The following is a 17,000-nucleotide window of genomic DNA, read 5'->3' as shown; positions in this document are numbered from 1 at the left end:
CCCCTATGACCATCCAGGTCGGCGACAAGATTCCCCAGGCCACCCTCAACGTGCTTCGCGACGGCGTCCAGGCCGTCGACACCCGCGAACTGTTCGGCGGCAAGAAGCTGGTTCTGTTCGCCGTGCCGGGCGCGTTCACCCCGACCTGTTCGGCCAAACACATGCCCGGCTACGTCGAGAACATGGCCGCCTTCCGCGACCGCGGCGTTGAAGTGGCCTGCCTGTCGGTGAACGACGCCTTCGTGATGGGGGCATGGGCCAAGGACCAGGACGTGCCCGCGGACCTGCACATGCTGGCCGACGGCAATGGCGCCTTCACCCAGGCCCTGGGCCTGGAGCTCGACGCCACCGCCTTCGGCATGGGCCTGCGCGCGAAACGTTTCGCCCTGTACGCCGAGGACGGCGTGGTGAAGCAGCTGCACGTGGAGGCACCCGGCGAGTTCAAGGTGTCGGCGGCCGACTACGTGCTCTCGCAGCTGCCCGCCGCCTAGTCCAGCACGCGAAGCCGCAGTTCGGCCCAGGCCCCGGTGTCCGCCAGCGCGGTGACGTGCTGGGGGCCCGGCTGGTCGAAGCGCACCGTCCAGTTGCCCTGGCCGCGGGTTTCCCCGGCCAGCCGCCCGTTCACCAGCCACTGCACGCGCGTCGCGGTGCCCAACGCACGCAGGCGCAGTGTCGGCGGCCGCTTGCTTCCCGGCGGCGCGGCCAGCGCGCTGCCCTCGGCCGGACCCTCGATGCGCAGGTTCTCCAGCCCGGCCAGCGCGTCGGCCGCGCAGTCGGGCGAAAGCGGCGGGATGGCGGCGGCCTTGCGTTCGCTCGCCGGCAGCCAGGGCATGGCCAGGCTGGGCCAGCGCGCGATTTCACGCCGGCTTCGTCTTGGGTTTCCCCGGCAGCTGGCCGATAGCCGCTGGCCACTGCGCGCATCCACGTCGATCACCAGGCGACCGGCGCCCCAGGTGCGCGCGTCGCGCTCGGGCAGGGTCGGCGGCATCTGGCCGGCCAGCACCCAGGCCTCGCGCCGGCGGTGGCAAAGCCCGGGCGCCTGCGGGTCCGGCGGCAGGCCCAGCGGCCAGCAGATCTCGCGTTTTTCCACGCTGGCCGGCATCGGCGGGCGCTGGCCGTCGCGCGGATCGCGCGGCAGGCCGTCGATCACCTCGAACAGCAGGGGCAAGGCGGTGATCGCCCCGTACTGACCCGGGAGCGGCGTGCCGTCGGGCCGGCCCACCCAGACCCCGACTGTATAACGCACCGTGCTGCCGATCGCCCAGGCATCGCGGAAGCCATAGCTGGTGCCGGTCTTCCAGGCCACGCGCTGGCGCCGCGAGGCATCCACCACCCCGTCGCGGAGACCGGGGCGGCCATGCTGTTCCAGGATTTCGCGCACGATCCAGGCCGAACCTTCGGACAGCAGGCGGCGCTCACGCAGCGGTGCGTCCGGGGTGTAACGCACCTCGCCCGCCAGGCCGGCTCGGTTGAAGGCGGCATAGGCACCGACCAGTTCCTCCAGGCGGGTGCCGGTGCCACCCAGGATGATCGACAGGTTCGGCTGGGCGCCGCGCGGCAGGCGCAGACCGACACCGCCGTGCGCCAGGCGCGCGGTGAAACGCGCCGGCCCGACCCGGTCGAGCAGGTCCACCGCCGGCACGTTCAGGGAAAGCCGCAGTGCCTCGGCGACCGACACCGGGCCATTGAAGGTCGGGTCGAAGTTGTCCGGGCGGTAGTTGCCGAAGGATTGCGGCGCATCGATCAGCAGGCTTTCCGAATGGACCAGTCCGTCGTCCATGGCCAGGCCATACAGGAATGGCTTGAGCGTCGAACCGGGCGAGCGAACGGCCCGCACCATGTCGACGTGGCCCAGGCGATCGGCGTCGCCGAAATCGAGTGAACCGACGTATGCGCGGGCTTCCAGGGTGGCGTTGTCCACGACCAGCAGGGCCGCCGAACTGCGCTCGGGCAGCGGCGCGAAGTAGGCGGCAAGCCGCGCTTCCAGACTGCGCTGCAGGTCGGCGTCGAGCGTGCTGCGGATGCGGCCTTCGCCGGGAAAGGCGGCGTGCAGGCGCCGGGCCAGCAGCGCGGCGTGCATCGGCGGCCGCAGCCGGCGCGACACCACCGCTTCGATGCGGGCGGCGTCCACGTCGGCCGGGGCCCAGTCGCCCTGCCGGGCCAGGCGGTCGAGCACCTTGTCGCGCGCCAGCCGCGCCCGTTCCGGGTGACGGTCGGGCCGCAGCCGGCTGGGTGCCTGCGGCAACACGGCCAACAACGCCGCTTCGGCGCGGGAGAGGTCACGGGACGACTTGCCCAGGTAGGCCCAGCTGGCGGCCTCCACGCCTTCCACGGTGCCGCCGAACGGTGCGTGGTTGAGGTAGAGCGCCAGGATCTGTTCCTTGTCCAGCCGCCACTCCAGCTGCAGCGCGCGCAGCGCCTGTCGCAGCTTGCCGCCGAAGGTACGCGGATGCGGTTCGAGGATGCGTGCGACCTGCATGCTCAGGGTCGAACCACCGGACACCACGCGGCCATGCCGGAGCCGCTGCCAGGTCGCGCGAGCCAGGGCCAGCGGATTGACGCCGCTGTGCTGGTGGAACCAGCGGTCCTCGTAGCCCAGCAGCGCCTGCAGGTAATACGGTGACACCTCGTCGGGCGCCACCGGGTACCGCCAGGTGCCCTCGCGGTCGGGAAAGGCGCGCAGCGGCGTGCCGTCCGCCGCCAGCACCACGGTGGCGCCGCCGGCGGCAGGCAGCGGCGGCGGGAACAGCCGGTCCAGCCCCCACCAGCCGCCGAGCCACAGGACCAGCGCCGGCAAGATCCAGCGTCGGCCCCGCGCCCCGCTGGTCCGCCGGGAGCCGGGAGCGCCCATTCAGGGCGTTCCGACGGTCACCGTGGCCGGGCTGGCGCGGCCGGTGCCACGAAGCGCCGGCCGGTACATGTCCTCTGCCTGCGGCGGTGGCACCGCGTAGGTGCCCGGGGTCACCGCCCGCACCAGGTAGAACAGGTGCGCGGCCTGGCCGGGATAGAGCTTGAGCGCCGCCACGTAGCGGTCGTCGCGGTATTCCTCGTGCGCCAGGTCGGCGGCGAAGTTGCGCTCGGACAGCGTGATGCCGTTGATCGTCACCCCACTCCACTGCTCCGGGTCGCTGAGGTTGAGGTTTTCGATCTCCAACCCGGCGGCCAGGCGGTCGACCACCAGTGCGTCGGGCATGGCCTCGCGCGCCTCGATGCGCAGGGCAGCCACCAGCACCTGGCCTTCGCGCAGCGGTCCCGGTTTCCAGGGGCTGCCGTCGGGGTTGTGCCAGCTGCGCACGACGCTGATCGCGCTGTCGTCGAATTCGGGCGCACGCCGCGGGATGCCGGCGACGTCGAGGATGCTGAACACCGGCGCCTCCGACGCCGCCGTGAAGCGCACGCCCGCGGCAAGTTCGCCGTGGCCGAAGCTGCGCACGTGCATGCGGTCGGGCGTGAGCTCGCTGCTTTCACCGCCGGCCACCAGGGTGCCTGCGAAGGTGCGCCCGCCATCCAGCGCCAGCTGGCGCCCCAGGCGTGCCAGGGCGATCTGCTCACGCGTGCTGTACCAGGTGCCACGCGCCTGCAGGTCGCGTGACAGGGCCAGCAAGCGCTCATCCTGGCCAGCGGTATCGCGCCCGTGTTCGCGCAGCAGGGCCAGGACGAGGGCCTGGTCGCTCAGGTCGCTGCCATAGTCGCCCAGCCAGCGCGGCCGTTTCGAGGCCTTGGCCAGGCCTTCGGCGATCGCCGCCTCGCCGCGGGCGGTGTCGCCCTGGAGCGCCAGCGCCAGGCCCAGTTGCACCAGCGGCAAGCCGGTCAGCGCGTTTTCCCGCTGGTTGTCGTGCAGTGCACGCAGCGTGCCCAGCGGCGCCCGGTTCAGGCTGGCCAGCACCAGGCCGGCCTGGGCCTGGTAGGCAAATCGCAGGTGGTCGGACTGGTCGTAGGCGTAGAACGGCAGGCCACCCGAGAGCAGGTCCTCGTTGAGCCGCTCGAGGGTCTTTTGCAGCATCGCTTCGGGCACCGCGAAGCCGGCGTCGCGCGCGGCCAGCAGGAACTCGGCGATCGCCGGCGTCAGGATCGGCGAGGTGTCGCTGCCGCCCCACATCGAGAAATGCCCGCTGTCGGCCTGCAGCGCCGCCAGGCGGCTGATGCTGGTCTCGAGCCGGCGCCGGCGTTCGTCCCCGGCCAGGCCCGCCAGGTCGAGGCTGGCGGCCGTCTCCTGGTCGAGCAGCAGCGCGGCATGGCCGCGACTGAGCGTCTGCTCGGCGCAGCCGTAGGGGTAGTCGAGCAGGTTGCGCAGGGCCTGCGCGAACGGCACCGGCGGCTGCGCGGCCAGCGTGAGCCGCGCCGAAACGGTGGCCGGCATCAGGCCCTCCGTCAGGCGCGCATCCAGGGCCAGCGTGTCGCCCGGCGCCACCGCCTGCGCCTGTGAACGTGCCAGCGAACCCCAGGCCGGGCGCACCGGCAGGTCGAACTCGCGGTTGACCGAATGCCCGCCGCCTTCGACCTGCAGTTTCAGCAATCCCAGGCCCACGCCTTCGGTGGCCGTGAGCGCGAAACTGAGGGTTTCGCGCGCCTCCGGCGCCAGTGTCACCCTGCGGGCGCCACCGGTGACCGCCAGGGGCCCGTCGGTCGCCAGGCGCAGCTTGAATTCCCCGGCCTTGCCGGTGAAGTTCTGCAGGTCCACCGTGACCGTGCTGCGGTCACCCGGCGCCAGCACGCGCGGCGCGCTGAGTTCGGCCAGCACCGGCGCGCGCAGCACGCTTTCCGTGCTGGCCTGGCCATATCGCTCGTCGCCGAAGACGAGGGCCGACACCCGCAGCGTGCCGTTGAAGTCCGGTACCGGCAGGGCCACCGTCGCGCGGCCCTTGGCGTCGAGCTTTACCGGCCCGGAGAAAAGGTCGACGGTCTTGACCCGCGCCGTCGGACGCCGCGCCTGCGGCAGCGCCGCCAGCGCCATGTCACCGCCAAACCGCAGGCGGGCCGCTTCGCCGTCGAAACTTTCGATCACGCGCCCGTAGATGTCGTGCGCTTCGACGCCCAGGCGGCGCTGCGCGAAAAAATGCGCAGCGGCATCGGGCACCGGGAAGCGGGTGATGTTGATGATGCCCAGGTCCACCGCCGATACCGTCGCCCAGGCAGTCTGCCCCGCCAGTGCCGGCGCCGACACGGTCACCGGCAGATCGGCTTCGGGTTCGGCCAGCTTGGGCACCTCGATGCCGACCTCGATGCGGCGGTCGCCGCGGTCCATGGGCACGTGGGCCACGCCGACCGCACGCGCGGGCGTGACCTTTTCCAGCGCCGACCCGCCGCGCAACACCAGCGCGGTGATGTAGACGTCATGGCGTTCCCAGTCCTCGGTGACCTCGAGTTCGTAGCTGGCGCCAGGCTTGGCCTCCAGCGGCTGCACGTGCAGCAAGTGGTCGGACTCGACCAGCAGCAGGCCCGGTCCGGGCTGCGGCGGCGTCACCGTCACCACCAGGCGGTCGCCGGCGCGGTAGTGGGTCTTGTCCAGCGCCAGTTTCACCTTGTCGGGGCGGGCGTCCAGGCCACGATTCTGGTTGTCCCAGCTCCAGCCGGCCACGAAGGGCAGGCGCGTCACCAGGCCGGTGGCCGGGTCGCGGACCTCGAGCCGGTACTCGCCCCACTGCACCGGGAAATCGATGCGGGTGCCGCCGCTTCCGCGCGCCGCCAGCTCGCGGGTTTCCACGATTTCGTGGCGGGCGGTGTAGTCAAAGGCCCAGCCGCTGTCGTCGCGGCGCCAGTGGTAATCACGGTGTTCACGCACGAGGCTCACCTCCAGCGAGCCCTCGGCCAGTTCGCCGGCGGCATTGCTTCGCAGCACCTCGAAACCAGCGTTGCCGTTCGCCGGCGCACCCTCTTCGACGTCGAACAGCGGCCGCACGCCTACCAGCACCGGTGCCGGCCACAGGCCGCGGGAGAGCGTGCGGGTCACCGGACGACCGCCACTTTCGTACACGCTGCCCGCCACCAGAACCGACACCGGGCCGCCCGGCCCGGCGACCTCCTCGGGCAGCGCAATGTCCTGGGTGAGCTTGCCGCTGGCGTCGAGCTTGGCGTCAACCACGTCGCGCGGCTCGCGTGGCATCGGCAGGCCGGGATCGCCGAAGTGGTGGTCAGGCAAGGATTCGACCGGATGCAGCGCTGGCGACAGCGAAAGCCGTGCCGTGAACCGGTTGCCCGCCGCCGGCGCGCCGTAGAGATAGGCCGCGTCGACGGCCAGGGCCAGGGGCTGGCCGGGCGCCAGGGTTTCCGGGGCATCGAGCTCGAGCCGCATGCGCTCGGGCAGGAATTCCTCGATGCGCAGCGACAGCCCCTGCACGACTTCCTTGGCGCCGGGTGCGGTGCGGAATTCAACCCGCCAGCGCCCGGTCGGCGCCTCCGGCGGCAGGGCTTGCTGCCAGTCGTAATAGCCGCCCTCGCCCGGCACCAGCCGGGTTTCGAGATACAGCTTGCCGTCGGGCTGGCGCAGCGCCAGGAACAACGGCTGTGGCTTGACCGCCTTGCCGTCGTGGTCGCGCATCAGCGCTGAAATGTGCAGGGTTTCACCCGGCCGATACAGGTCGCGGCCCGACCAGGCGAACACGTCGAACCAGGCCTGGGCACGCCCGGCCACCGCGAACTCGGAGAGGTCCAGCGCCGGCTGGTTGAACGGCAGGACCGACACGTCGTTGCCGCTGCGGGCGACCAGCACGTGGCCGGCATCGAGTGCATAGGCCACGCGGGCGTTGCCGGCGGCGTTGGTCCGTGCGGCGACCACCACGCTGCCGTCGCGGCCCAGCACTTCGAGCGTCACGTCGCCGGCCGGGTCACCGGACCTGAGCGAGGCCGTATGCACGAACACTTCCTCGCCGTAGGCGCGCAGGTGCAGTCCGAGGTCGCTGACGAAGAAGATCGCGGTCTCGTACTCCTCGTCGTAGGCACCCACCCGGCGCATCAACGCGAAGTACACGCCGGGCTTCTGCAGCTCGGCGATGTTCTGCACCGGCAGGTAGGACACGCGGCGTTCGTTCTGCGCGCCGCCGAGCACGAAACGGTTGAGGTAAACCGGTTCGGCGACCCGGGTTATGGCAACGCGGTCCTGCCACTGGCTTTCGGACAGGTCCCAGCCACCACGCCGCCCGCCGCGCTGGTAGCTGACGAAGAAGTTGGCGACCTCGGACTCGCGCACGCGCAGGAATTCAACGTCGACCTCGGGGACGTTCACCGACACCACCGGCAGGCCGCGGGTATCGCGGGCCGGCAGCACGTTGCCCTGCGAAGCAAACCCCACCGCAGGATCCACCGGCGCGGTATCGAGCTCGCGCTCGACATCGCTGCCCAGGGTGCTGCCGTCGGCGGCGGCCAGGGCGGCACGCAGGCGCACGCGATACTTGCGGCTGGCTTCGACGTAGGGAAAACGCAGGACCATGGCGCTGTCGTCGAGCACCCAGCTGCCCTTCACCACCTCGCCGTCGGGGCCGGTGACCGCGATGCGTTCGTCGAAAGCCTGGCCGGCGGCCAGCGGCCGCGTGAAACGCAGTTCGATGGCGGTGGCGCCGTCGTGCCGACCGTGGCCGGCACCCTCGAGCCCGAATCCATCCGGTGTGGCGCGGGTATCCACCGGGGCGCCGCCCTGGAGTTCCGGCACCTGGCCGGGATCGCGTTGGCAACCCGAGGCCAGCAGCAAGGCACTGGCGACGAGGACGATCGCCGCGGCGCGGCGAAGCACGAATTCAACGGGCATGGCCTGGCTCCCCGGGGGACCCAATCAGTATAGGCCGCCACGCAGACGACAAAAGCCGCCCTGGCTTATTCGCCGGCGATCGGCAGGATCGCGGCCTGCGCGGTGGCGGCGGCGACCTTCTCCACCGGGATCATGCGCAGCACCATGTCGGCCATGTCCATGCCGATGCCGGTGTTGCGCGAACGCATCAGCTGGGCCAGATCCACGTCCACGTAGCCCATGGGCAGGCCATCGTGCGAAAAGGCCAGGCCAGGCACGCCGTCCACCAGCAGGCGGAAGGTCGGCGTCTGGGTTTCCCCCAGCACCAGGCCGGGGCGGAACACGGCGACGCCGCCGTATTCGTCCGAGGTGCGCAGCACGGAGAAGAACGCCATGCCCGGCCGGGCCGGCGCGCCGCGCGAAAGGTCGATGAAGGGCAGTTCACCCTGCGGGTCGCGCAGGCGCAGCCAGGCCAGCCCCAGGGCACTGTCGCGCGTCACCAGGTCGGCCGGGCGCCACTCGTCGCTGCCGGCCAGGCGTACCCGGAAGTCGCTGGACTTGGCCACGGGCGCGCCCTGCGAGCCGTCCTGGAAGCTGGAGAAATCCAGGCTGATCGTGCGCTCGGGCACCAGCAGCAGGCCGTCGGCACTGACCAGCACGGCCTGGGTCCGGTCCTCGACGCGCTGTTCGTTGCCGGAGTTGGTCACCGACATCACGAACTTCACCGTCACCACGGCATCGGCATGGCGTTCGCCGAGCAGGGTGAATATCTCGCGATAGTCGTCGAATTCCTTGTCCGCGGTCGCGGCCTGGAGTGGCATCGCGCCCAGCAGCAGGGCCAGGGTAAGCAGGCGGACGAGGGTCATGGGGTCTCCGTGAGCCAGTAGCGTTCAAGGTAGAGGATGCGGGTTTCCGCGCCGCGCAGCACCTGCACGGGGATGACGCGGCCGTTGCCGTTCTCCAGGGCCGCGTCGAGCGCCGTGCGCAGGCCGGCCAGGTCGTTCACCGCCTGGTTGCCCAGGCGCACGATGATGTCGCCGCGCTGCAGGTGGGCCAGGCCGGCCGGGCCACCACCCTCGACGCCATCCACCATCACGCCCTGCTGGCTGGCCGGCAGGTCGCGGGCGGCGCGGTCGAAGAAGCCCAGTTCGCGGGTCTGCGCGCGCAGCCGGGTCAGGGCCAGGGTCCGCAGTGACGCGGTATTGGCCGGCGCGGCGCGCAGCGCGACCTCCAGCGCCAGGTCCCGGCTGCCGCGGCTGGCCTGCATGGTGACCTGCTGGCCGACCGCCAGGTCGCGCACGCGCTGGTGGAAAGGCAGGTCCGAGGTTTCGTTGGCCGCGCGCAGCGCAACGCCGTCTATCGCGGTCAGCAGGTCGCCGATCTTTGCGCCCGCCTCGCCCAGCGGGCTGCCCGGGTAGACGCGGGTGATGCGGAAGCCCGGGCCAGGCAGCCCGAGTTCACGCGCCAGGGACGTGGTGATCGGCTGCACTTCGACGCCAGACCAGGCCTTGTCCAGCTCCGGCAGCGGCACCCGTACCTGGTCGCCATGCTTGGGCACCAGCAGCGCGATGCGTCGCTCCGGACCGCGCCGGTATTCAAGCACCAGTGCGCGGCCTTCCGGCGGCGGCGCGCCGGCGACGGCTTCCAGCGCCGCCAGGTCCGGCACCGGCTTGCCGTCCACCTTGAGCAGCAGATCGCCGGCCTCCAGTGCCGGCCGCGCGATGGCCGCCGGGCCCCCGGGGCGCAGGCCGGTGACCAGCAGGCCACGTTCGCCTTCGAGGTTGCGGCGACGGCCCATGGCCGCGGTCAGTTCGGCCAGCGATGCTCCGAACGGTGCGAAGGCACGCTCTTCGCCGCTGTCCTCGGGCTGGGCGCGGGTGGTGAGCGTGAGTTCGCGGCGCTTGTCGCCCTGGGCGATGCCCAGCCGGACCTCGGCGCCGATCGGCAGCTCGGCGATGCGACGCTGCAGCGCGGGTACGTCCACGGGCTGCAGCGCGGTCACGGCCGCCCCGTTGACCGCCACGATGCGGTCGCCGGCACGCAGCCCCGCCTTTTCGGCCGCCGAGCTGCGCTCGACCGAATTGACCAGCACGCCCTGTGATTCGCCGGTGCCCTTGAGCGAGCGCAGGCGGAAACCCAGGTGCGAGCGCTTGATCTCCCCGCGTTCGATCAGTGCATCCACGACGTCACTGGCATCGGGGCCGGGGATCGCGAACGCCAGGTCGCCACCGAAGATCATGCCGCGGGTATTGACCCCCACGATGCGGCCGGAGAGATCCACCAGCGGGCCACCGGAGTTGCCGGGCGCGATCGCGGCATCGTGCTGGATCCAGGCGTAGTAGCGGCCAGTGGGTTCGTCGGCCCCGAGGCGGTCTTCGTAGTCGGCTTCGTCGTCAAACAGGGAAACCAGCAGGCGGCGCGGATTGTTGACCACGCCGGCGCTCATAGAATTGGAGAGTCCCCAGGGTGCGCCCATCGCCAGCACCGTGTCGCCGGGCGACAGGTCCAGGGTGTCGGCGAACCGGGCGTGGGCAAAGGTTTCCGGCTTTGGCGGCTGCACCTGCAGCACGGCCAGGTCCGACAGCGTGTCGGTGCCCACCAGGCGCGCGGGCAGCTCACGGCCATCGGCGAACACAACGCGGAAGCTGCGGCCCTTCTGGGTGACGTGGGCATTGGTGGCGACGTGGCCCTGGGGCGTGACCACCGTGCCGCTGCCCGAGGACACGGTCAGCACCGGCTCGCCCTGCTTGAAGTCCTCGCGCACCGTCAGGATGCTCACCACCATCGGCAGCACCGTGTCGCGGGCCGCGGCGATGGTCCGGGCGTTGGGTGCCACCACGGACGGGGACGATGCGGGATCGGCCGCTCCCACGCTCGGGGCGACGGCCAGGCAGGCGGCCAGCAGGGCCGCGGCGGGACGGGTCAGGATCATCGGGCGCTCCATGGGATTCCGGGCTTAGGGTACAGGTCGCGCGGAGAGTTCCGCGCGACCCGCCCCTTCACGGGCCCCTGCCCGGCTCAGGCGCCGGGCTGGTCACCCTCGGCGGCGGTTTCGCCGGCCGGGCCGGCGTCGAGGCCACCTTCGTCGCCATCGACGTCGGCGTCGACTTCAAGCACGTCCACGCGCTCGACCGCGATCAGCTTCTCGTCCTTGCCCACCCGCATCAGGGTGACGCCCTGGGTGTTCCGGCCGACCTGGCTGACTTCGGCGGCACGCGTGCGGACCAGGGTGCCCTGGTCGGAGATGAGCAGGATCTCGTGCTTTTCGGTCAGCTGGATCGCGCCCACCAGGGTGCCGTTTCGATCGGAAACCTGCATGGCGATCACGCCCTGGGTGCCGCGGCCCTTGCGCGGGAACTCCGACACCGGCGTGCGCTTGCCGTAACCGTTGGCGCTGGCGGTGAGGATGTCGCCCTCGCCGTCCACGACGATCATGCTGACCACCTTGGCGGCATGGCCCTCGCTGTCGTCCTTCAGGCGCATGCCGCGCACGCCGGTGGCGGTGCGGCCCATCGGCCGGACCTCGCCTTCGTCGAAGCGAACGACCTTGCCGTTGCTGGCGAAAAGCATGACGTTGCATTCGCCGTCGGTGAGCTGCACGTCCACCAGGCCGTCGCCGTCGTCGAGGTTGATGGCCCAGATGCCGGTAGAGCGCGGGCGCGAATAGTCGGACAGCGGCGTTTTCTTGACCGTGCCGTCGCGGGTGGCGAAGAACACGTAGCGCTGTTCGTCGAACTCACGCACCGGCAGGACTGCCTGCACCTTTTCGCCTTCCTGCAGCGGGATCCAGTTGATGATCGGCCGGCCGCGGGCGTTCGGACCAGCGTCGGGCAGTTGGTAGACCTTGAGCCAGAACACCCGGCCGGTGCTGGTGAAGGTGAGCAGCGTGTCGTGCGTATTGACCACCCACAGGCGGTCGATGAAGTCTTCTTCCTTCATCGCCGTGGCCGAACGGCCCTTGCCGCCGCGCTTCTGCGCGCGGTAGGTGGTGAGCGGCTGGCGCTTCGCGTAACCGGCGTGCGAAAGCGTGACCACCACGTCCTCGGACGCGATCAGGTCGAGCACGTCCAGGTCTTCTTCGCTGGGGCGGATTTCGGTGCGGCGATCGTCGGCGTATTCCGCGCGCAGCGACTGCAGTTCGTCGCGGATGACCTGGAGCAGGCGCTCCGGGTTCTCGAGGATCTCGATCAGCGCGCGGATGGCCTCGAGCAGCTGCTTGTATTCCTCGGTGAGCTTTTCCTGCTCCAGCCCGGTGAGGCGGTGCAGGCGCATCTCGAGGATCTGCTGGGCCTGGGTTTCGGTGAGCTGGTAGCCCGAGGCCTGCATGCCGACACCCTCGGGCAGGTCTTCGGGACGCGAGGCATCGGCGCCGGCGGCGGCCAGCAGCGCGCCGACCAGGCCGGGCGGCCAGGTGCGCGCCAGCATGCGCTCCTTGGCCACGGCCGGGTTCTCCGAGGTCTTGATCAGTTCGATCATCTCGTCGATGTTGGCCAGCGCGACCGTCAGGCCCTCGAGGATGTGGGCGCGGGCACGCGCCTTGCGCAGTTCGAAGATGGTGCGACGGGTGACCACTTCGCGGCGGTGGCGCACGAAGGCCTCGAGCATCTGCTTGAGGTTGAGGATCTGCGGCCGGCCGTCCACCAGCGCCACCATGTTGATGCCGAACACCGATTCCATCGGCGTCTGCAGGTACAGGTTGTTAAGCACGACCTCGGCCGACTCGCCGCGCTTGACCTCGATGTAGATGCGCATGCCGTCCTTGTCGGACTCGTCGCGCAGCTCCGAGATGCCTTCGATCTTCTTTTCCTTCACCAGCTCGGCGATCTTTTCGATCAGGCGGGCCTTGTTGACCTGGTACGGAATCTCGGTGACGACGATGGCCTCGCGGCCGTTGTCCTCGTTGACCTCGATGTCGGCCTTGGCGCGGATGCGCACGCGGCCGCGTCCCGTGTGGTAGGCGGCATGGATGCCGGCCGCGCCGTTGATGATGCCGGCGGTCGGGAAATCGGGCCCCGGCACGTACTGCATCAGGTCGGAGATGCTCGCTTCCGGGTCTTCGATCAGGGCGATGACCGCGTCGATCACCTCGCCCAGGTTGTGCGGCGGGATGTTGGTGGCCATGCCGACCGCGATGCCGGCCGAGCCGTTGACCAGCAGGTTCGGGAACCGTGCCGGCATGACCGTCGGCTCGAGTTCCTTCTCATCGTAGTTGGGCTGGAAATCGACGGTTTCCTTGTCGATGTCGGCCATCAGCTCGTGGGTGAGCCGGGACATGCGCGCCTCGGTGTAACGCATGGCGGCGGCGGAGTCGCCGTCCACGGAGCCGAAGTTGCCCTGGCCATCCACCAGCAGGTAACGCAGCGAGAATGGCTGCGCCATGCGCACCAGGGTGTCGTACACCGACTGGTCGCCGTGCGGGTGGTATTTACCGATGACGTCACCGACGATTCGCGCCGATTTGTAATAAGGCTTGTTGCTGTGCGCGCCGAGTTCGTTCATCGCGAACAGGACGCGGCGGTGGACCGGCTTGAGGCCGTCGCGGACATCCGGGAGGGCGCGGCCGACGATCACGCTCATGGCGTAATCGAGGTAACTCCTGCGCATCTCGTCTTCGAGGTTGACCGGGATGATTTCCTTCGCGAGGTCTGCCATTCGTGATTCCGTTCCAGAGCCTGTGGGCAAGCGTTTCAGTAGCCCGGAATCATACCAGAAACCGCCCTTTGGCGGGGCGGTTTAGGCCGGCAAAAACAAGCACTTAGGCGGCGGATTGCGCACCGAAGAGGGCCGCCATGCGGTTCGCGTCCGGCTGGTGCACCACGCCACGCTCGGTGACGATGGCATCCACCAGCGCGGCGGGGGTGACGTCGAACACCGGGTTCCAGGCCTGCACGCCCTCGGCGACCATGCGCACGCCGCCCACGGACAGCAGTTCGGCGGGGTCGCGCATCTCGATTTCGATGTCCTCGCCCGAGGCCGTGGCCATGTCCACGGTGGACGAGGGCGCCACCACCATCAGGCGGGCGCCGTGATGGCGGGCGACGATGGCGTGCGAATAGGTACCAATCTTGTTGGCCACGTCGCCGTTGGCGCAGATGCGGTCGGCGCCGACGACCACCCACTGCACCTGCCCGCCCTTGATCAGGTGGGCGACGGCCCCGTCGGCCACCAGGGTGGCCGGGATGCCGTCCTGCAGCAGCTCCCAGACGGTGAGGCGGGCGCCCTGCAGCCAGGGCCGGGTTTCGCTGGCGAACACCCGGGCGATGCGGCCCTCGGCCACGCCGGCACGGATGACGCCCAGCGCCGTACCGAAACCCGCCGTGGCCAGCGAGCCGGTGTTGCAGTGGGTCAGCACGCCGCTGCCCGGTTCGATCAGGGCCGCGCCCAGGGCGCCCATGTAACGGTTGGCGGCCAGGTCCTCGGACTCGATGGCGCGGGCTTCGCACTCGAGCACCTCGCGCCAGTTCCCGCCGGCCACCCGCAGCGCCTGGCGCACGCGTGCCAGGGCCCACATCAGGTTTACCGCGGTCGGGCGGGCGGCCTGCAGCCGGTCCAGGGCCGGCGCCAGCTTCGCCAGCGCCCCGGCGCCGTCGCCGGCCTGGATGCTCCGGCCGGCCAGCACTGCGCCCCAGGCCGCGGAAATGCCGATCGCCGGGGCACCGCGCACCACCAGGTCGCGGATGGCGGCCGCCACCGCGTCGCTGTCGGCGCAGGCCACGTCCTCGACCACGAAGGGCAGCTTGCGCTGGTCCAGCAGCGCCAGGTGGTCGCCCATCCAGCGGATCGGGCGGATGCGGTCGTAGCGGTCGAAGTCCATGGCGGCTGCCGTAACGGGTGTGAACACGCAGTTTACCAAGCCACGCCGGCCGGCCATCGCGTTATCCTGCGGCCATGGCAAGCCGTCCCAGCCGCCGGACCGCCGGCACCGCCCTCCCCGACTCGGGCATCGAGACCCTGTTGCATGGCGCCTGCGTGCGCGCCGGCGCCGGCGCCGCCATGCAGGTGGTGCTCGATCGCCTGCCGCTGCTGCGGCCGCTGCTACCGTCGGGCCTTCGTTTCGTCGGCAGCCGCGAATCGGCGCAGGCCACCCAGCGCGCGGTCGTCGAGGAAATTTATCGCCGTTACCGGCTCAAACCGGCCGCCTGGGAAGTCGAAGGCGTGCTGGCCGTGGCCCAGACCCAGGCCGTGCTGAGCCCGCTGGCCACGCGCGAAAGCCTGCGCGGCCTGCTGCGCGGCTGGCTGCCCGATGCGCTGAGCGCGCCGCTGATGCGCTACACCCCGCTTGAACCCCTGGTGACGGCCACCGTGCACGCCGTCGCCGAAACCTGGGCCGCCGGGCGATACGCCGACAGCGTCTGTCGCCTGCGCAAGGCCGGCGCCGACTGGTTGCCCAAACCCCTGGCCAGCGCCCTGAACATGGCGCCATCAACGCTCAAGTCCTGGAGCGCGGAAGCCCTGTCGCTGGCGATGCCCCCGCTCAAGCTGGCGACCACGCTGGGCCGGCAGCTCACCGGCCTTGCCATGCCGAGCACGGCGGTCAGCGCCGGCACCCGGAAGACAGCCAGCAAAAAGGCGCCCGCCAGGAAGCGGGCGCCTTCGAAAACCGCCGCGAAGCCTCAGAAGACGACGAAGTCGGCGCGACAGCCGCGGTCGACCCAGACACCGTCCCGGCGGAAGCCCCAGGAATAGCCGTAGTTGCAGCCCGCCTTGCTGAGGCGGCGCTCGATATTGGCTTCGCGCAGGCCGCCGGGCACGCGGCAGAAGTTGGGACGGTTGTCGTGCGACTCGCAGCGCAGCACGCGCGCCGGGGCCTGGCCATAACCGTAGCCGTAACCTCGGTCGTCGCGCCCCCGGTACCGCGGGTCGTAACGGCCATCGTGGGGACCGCGCGCATAGGCGCGGCCACCGACCTCGAAGCGTGCACGGCAGCCGCGGGTCACCCAGACGCCACCGCGGTCGTAACCCCAGGTGCGGCCAAGCACGCAGTCGGCGCGCGATTCCTGGCGCACGATGCGCACGCCGCCGCGCGTGTCGACCGGACAATAACGGTCGCGCTGCTTGATCGATTCGCAGCGGATCACCTGCGGGCCGTGACGGTAGTCGTCGTAGCGGTGGTCGTCGTAGCGGTCGCGCGCCTGGGCCGCGCCTGGCAGCGCCACGGCGGCCAGCAGCAGGGATACGAGAAGTCGGGTCATGGGCTTCCTCCGTCACGCCGGACCGGGCGCCGACGTGGCCCAATTTAGGTTCGCTGGACTGAATACCGGGTCAATCCGGGGTAATTCACCGAGCCGCGCTCAGAAAACGTTCATGCTCGCTCGAACGGGAAGGCCAGCACGTCGGCGATCTTCTCGGTGCCCAGCAAGGCCATCAGCAGGCGATCGACGCCAAGCGCCACGCCGGCGCAGTCGGGCAGCTTGGGCAGCGCGGCGAGCAGGCGTTCGTCGATGGCCGTCTCGGCCGCATTGCGGGCGCGCCGGCGGGCCAGGTCCAGTTCGAACCGCGCACGCTGCTCGTCCGCGTCGGTCAGCTCGTGGTAGCCATTGGCCAGCTCGAGCGGACCCAGGTAGGCCTCGAACCGTTCCGCGACCGCCGGCTTGCCCGGGCGGATCCGGGCCAGGGCGCACTGGCTGACCGGGTAGTCGTAGACCAGCAGGATGCGGCTGGCCGGGATCGACGGCTGGATCAGATGGGTCATCAGCAGGTCCAGCCAATCGTCGCGGGTCAGGCCGGTCGGGTCGATGTCGTAAACCCCCAGCGGCGAGCGCAGCTCGTCCTCGGGTGCGGACAGCGGGTCGAAGCCGAACTTGTCCAGGTACAGCTGGCGGAAACTGGTGTCGCGCACCGTCGCCCGGCGACCGGCCAGGGCCAGCGCGGCCTTGAGCAGTTCGGCGGTCTCGTCCATCAGCCGGTGGTGGTCCCAGCCCACCCGGTACCACTCGAGCATGGTGAATTCGGGATTGTGGCGTACGCCGGCTTCGCCGTTGCGGAAGACCCGGCCCAGTTCGTAGCAGTCGCCTACGCCCGCGGCCAGCAGGCGCTTGAGCGGAAACTCGGGCGAGGTGCGCAGCCAGCGGGTGCTGGCACCGGCGGAACGTGGACCGGTGAATTCAAGCTGGAAGCTTTCGATGTTCGGGTCGGTGTTGCCGGCCATCGAAAGCATCGGGGTCTCGACCTCGAGCACGCCGCGTTCCGCGAAAAACCGCCGGATCAGCGCGTACAGGTCGGCCCGCAGGCGCAGGGCCCGGGCATGGGCGGTGGGCTTGCTGTTTTTCATGCCCCTTAC

At 70.5% G+C, this 17,000-nt stretch carries 10 protein-coding genes; 2 read left to right on the top strand and 8 right to left on the bottom strand.

The genetic code is table 11. From position 1 onward, the window contains the following. Positions 1–5: 5 nt before the first annotated feature. Entirely contained in the window at positions 6–491 is a 486-nt protein-coding gene (locus ACYVJH_RS02070) for a redoxin family protein (RefSeq protein WP_460452997.1), read from the top strand. On the opposite strand, the gene pbpC is transcribed toward ACYVJH_RS02070, so the two are convergent. The 6 genes from pbpC to mtnA all read right to left on the bottom strand — a co-directional run bounded on the left by pbpC (position 488) and on the right by mtnA (position 14,534). Beyond that, a complete protein-coding gene (gene pbpC / locus ACYVJH_RS02065) occupies positions 488–2,851 on the bottom strand; it encodes a penicillin-binding protein 1C (RefSeq protein ID WP_460452996.1) in 2,364 nt (787 codons plus the stop codon). The genes ACYVJH_RS02070 and pbpC overlap by 4 nt on opposite strands. Further along, the gene (locus ACYVJH_RS02060) at positions 2,852–7,741 is read right to left on the bottom strand and encodes an alpha-2-macroglobulin family protein (RefSeq protein ID WP_460452995.1); all 4,890 of its coding nucleotides are present in this window, start codon (positions 7,739–7,741) and stop codon (positions 2,852–2,854) included. A gap of 65 nt (positions 7,742–7,806) precedes the next feature. Next, positions 7,807–8,586 (bottom strand): hypothetical protein, encoded by a 780-nt coding sequence (locus tag ACYVJH_RS02055; RefSeq protein WP_460452994.1) that lies wholly within the window; start codon positions 8,584–8,586, stop codon positions 7,807–7,809. Further along, entirely contained in the window at positions 8,583–10,652 is a 2,070-nt protein-coding gene (locus tag ACYVJH_RS02050; RefSeq protein ID WP_460452993.1) for a PDZ domain-containing protein, read from the bottom strand. Before ACYVJH_RS02050 ends, ACYVJH_RS02055 begins: the two co-directional genes overlap by 4 nt. Before the next feature lie 86 nt (positions 10,653–10,738). After that, entirely contained in the window at positions 10,739–13,372 is a 2,634-nt protein-coding gene (gene gyrA, locus ACYVJH_RS02045) for a DNA gyrase subunit A (protein ID WP_460452992.1), read from the bottom strand. Between the two features lie 103 nt (positions 13,373–13,475). Next, complete coding sequence (gene mtnA / locus ACYVJH_RS02040) at positions 13,476–14,534, bottom strand: S-methyl-5-thioribose-1-phosphate isomerase (protein WP_460454253.1); 1,059 nt, start codon at positions 14,532–14,534, stop codon at positions 13,476–13,478. A 74-nt stretch (positions 14,535–14,608) separates the two neighbouring features. Between mtnA and ACYVJH_RS02035 the strand changes: the two genes are divergently transcribed. Beyond that, complete coding sequence (locus ACYVJH_RS02035; protein ID WP_460452991.1) at positions 14,609–15,406, top strand: hypothetical protein; 798 nt, start codon at positions 14,609–14,611, stop codon at positions 15,404–15,406. Here ACYVJH_RS02035 and ACYVJH_RS02030 read toward each other — a convergent pair. Further along, complete coding sequence (locus ACYVJH_RS02030; protein WP_460452990.1) at positions 15,334–15,912, bottom strand: DUF3011 domain-containing protein; 579 nt, start codon at positions 15,910–15,912, stop codon at positions 15,334–15,336. The two genes, ACYVJH_RS02035 and ACYVJH_RS02030, sit on opposite strands and share 73 nt — an antisense overlap. Before the next feature lie 110 nt (positions 15,913–16,022). Then, positions 16,023–16,991, bottom strand: a complete 969-nt coding sequence (gene epmA / locus ACYVJH_RS02025) for an EF-P lysine aminoacylase EpmA (RefSeq protein WP_460452989.1) — start codon at positions 16,989–16,991, stop codon at positions 16,023–16,025. Between the last annotated feature and the right edge of the window lie 9 nt (positions 16,992–17,000).

This window comes from Arenimonas aestuarii (assembly GCF_054781715.1).
This window is presented reverse-complemented; position numbering and strand designations above follow the sequence as displayed.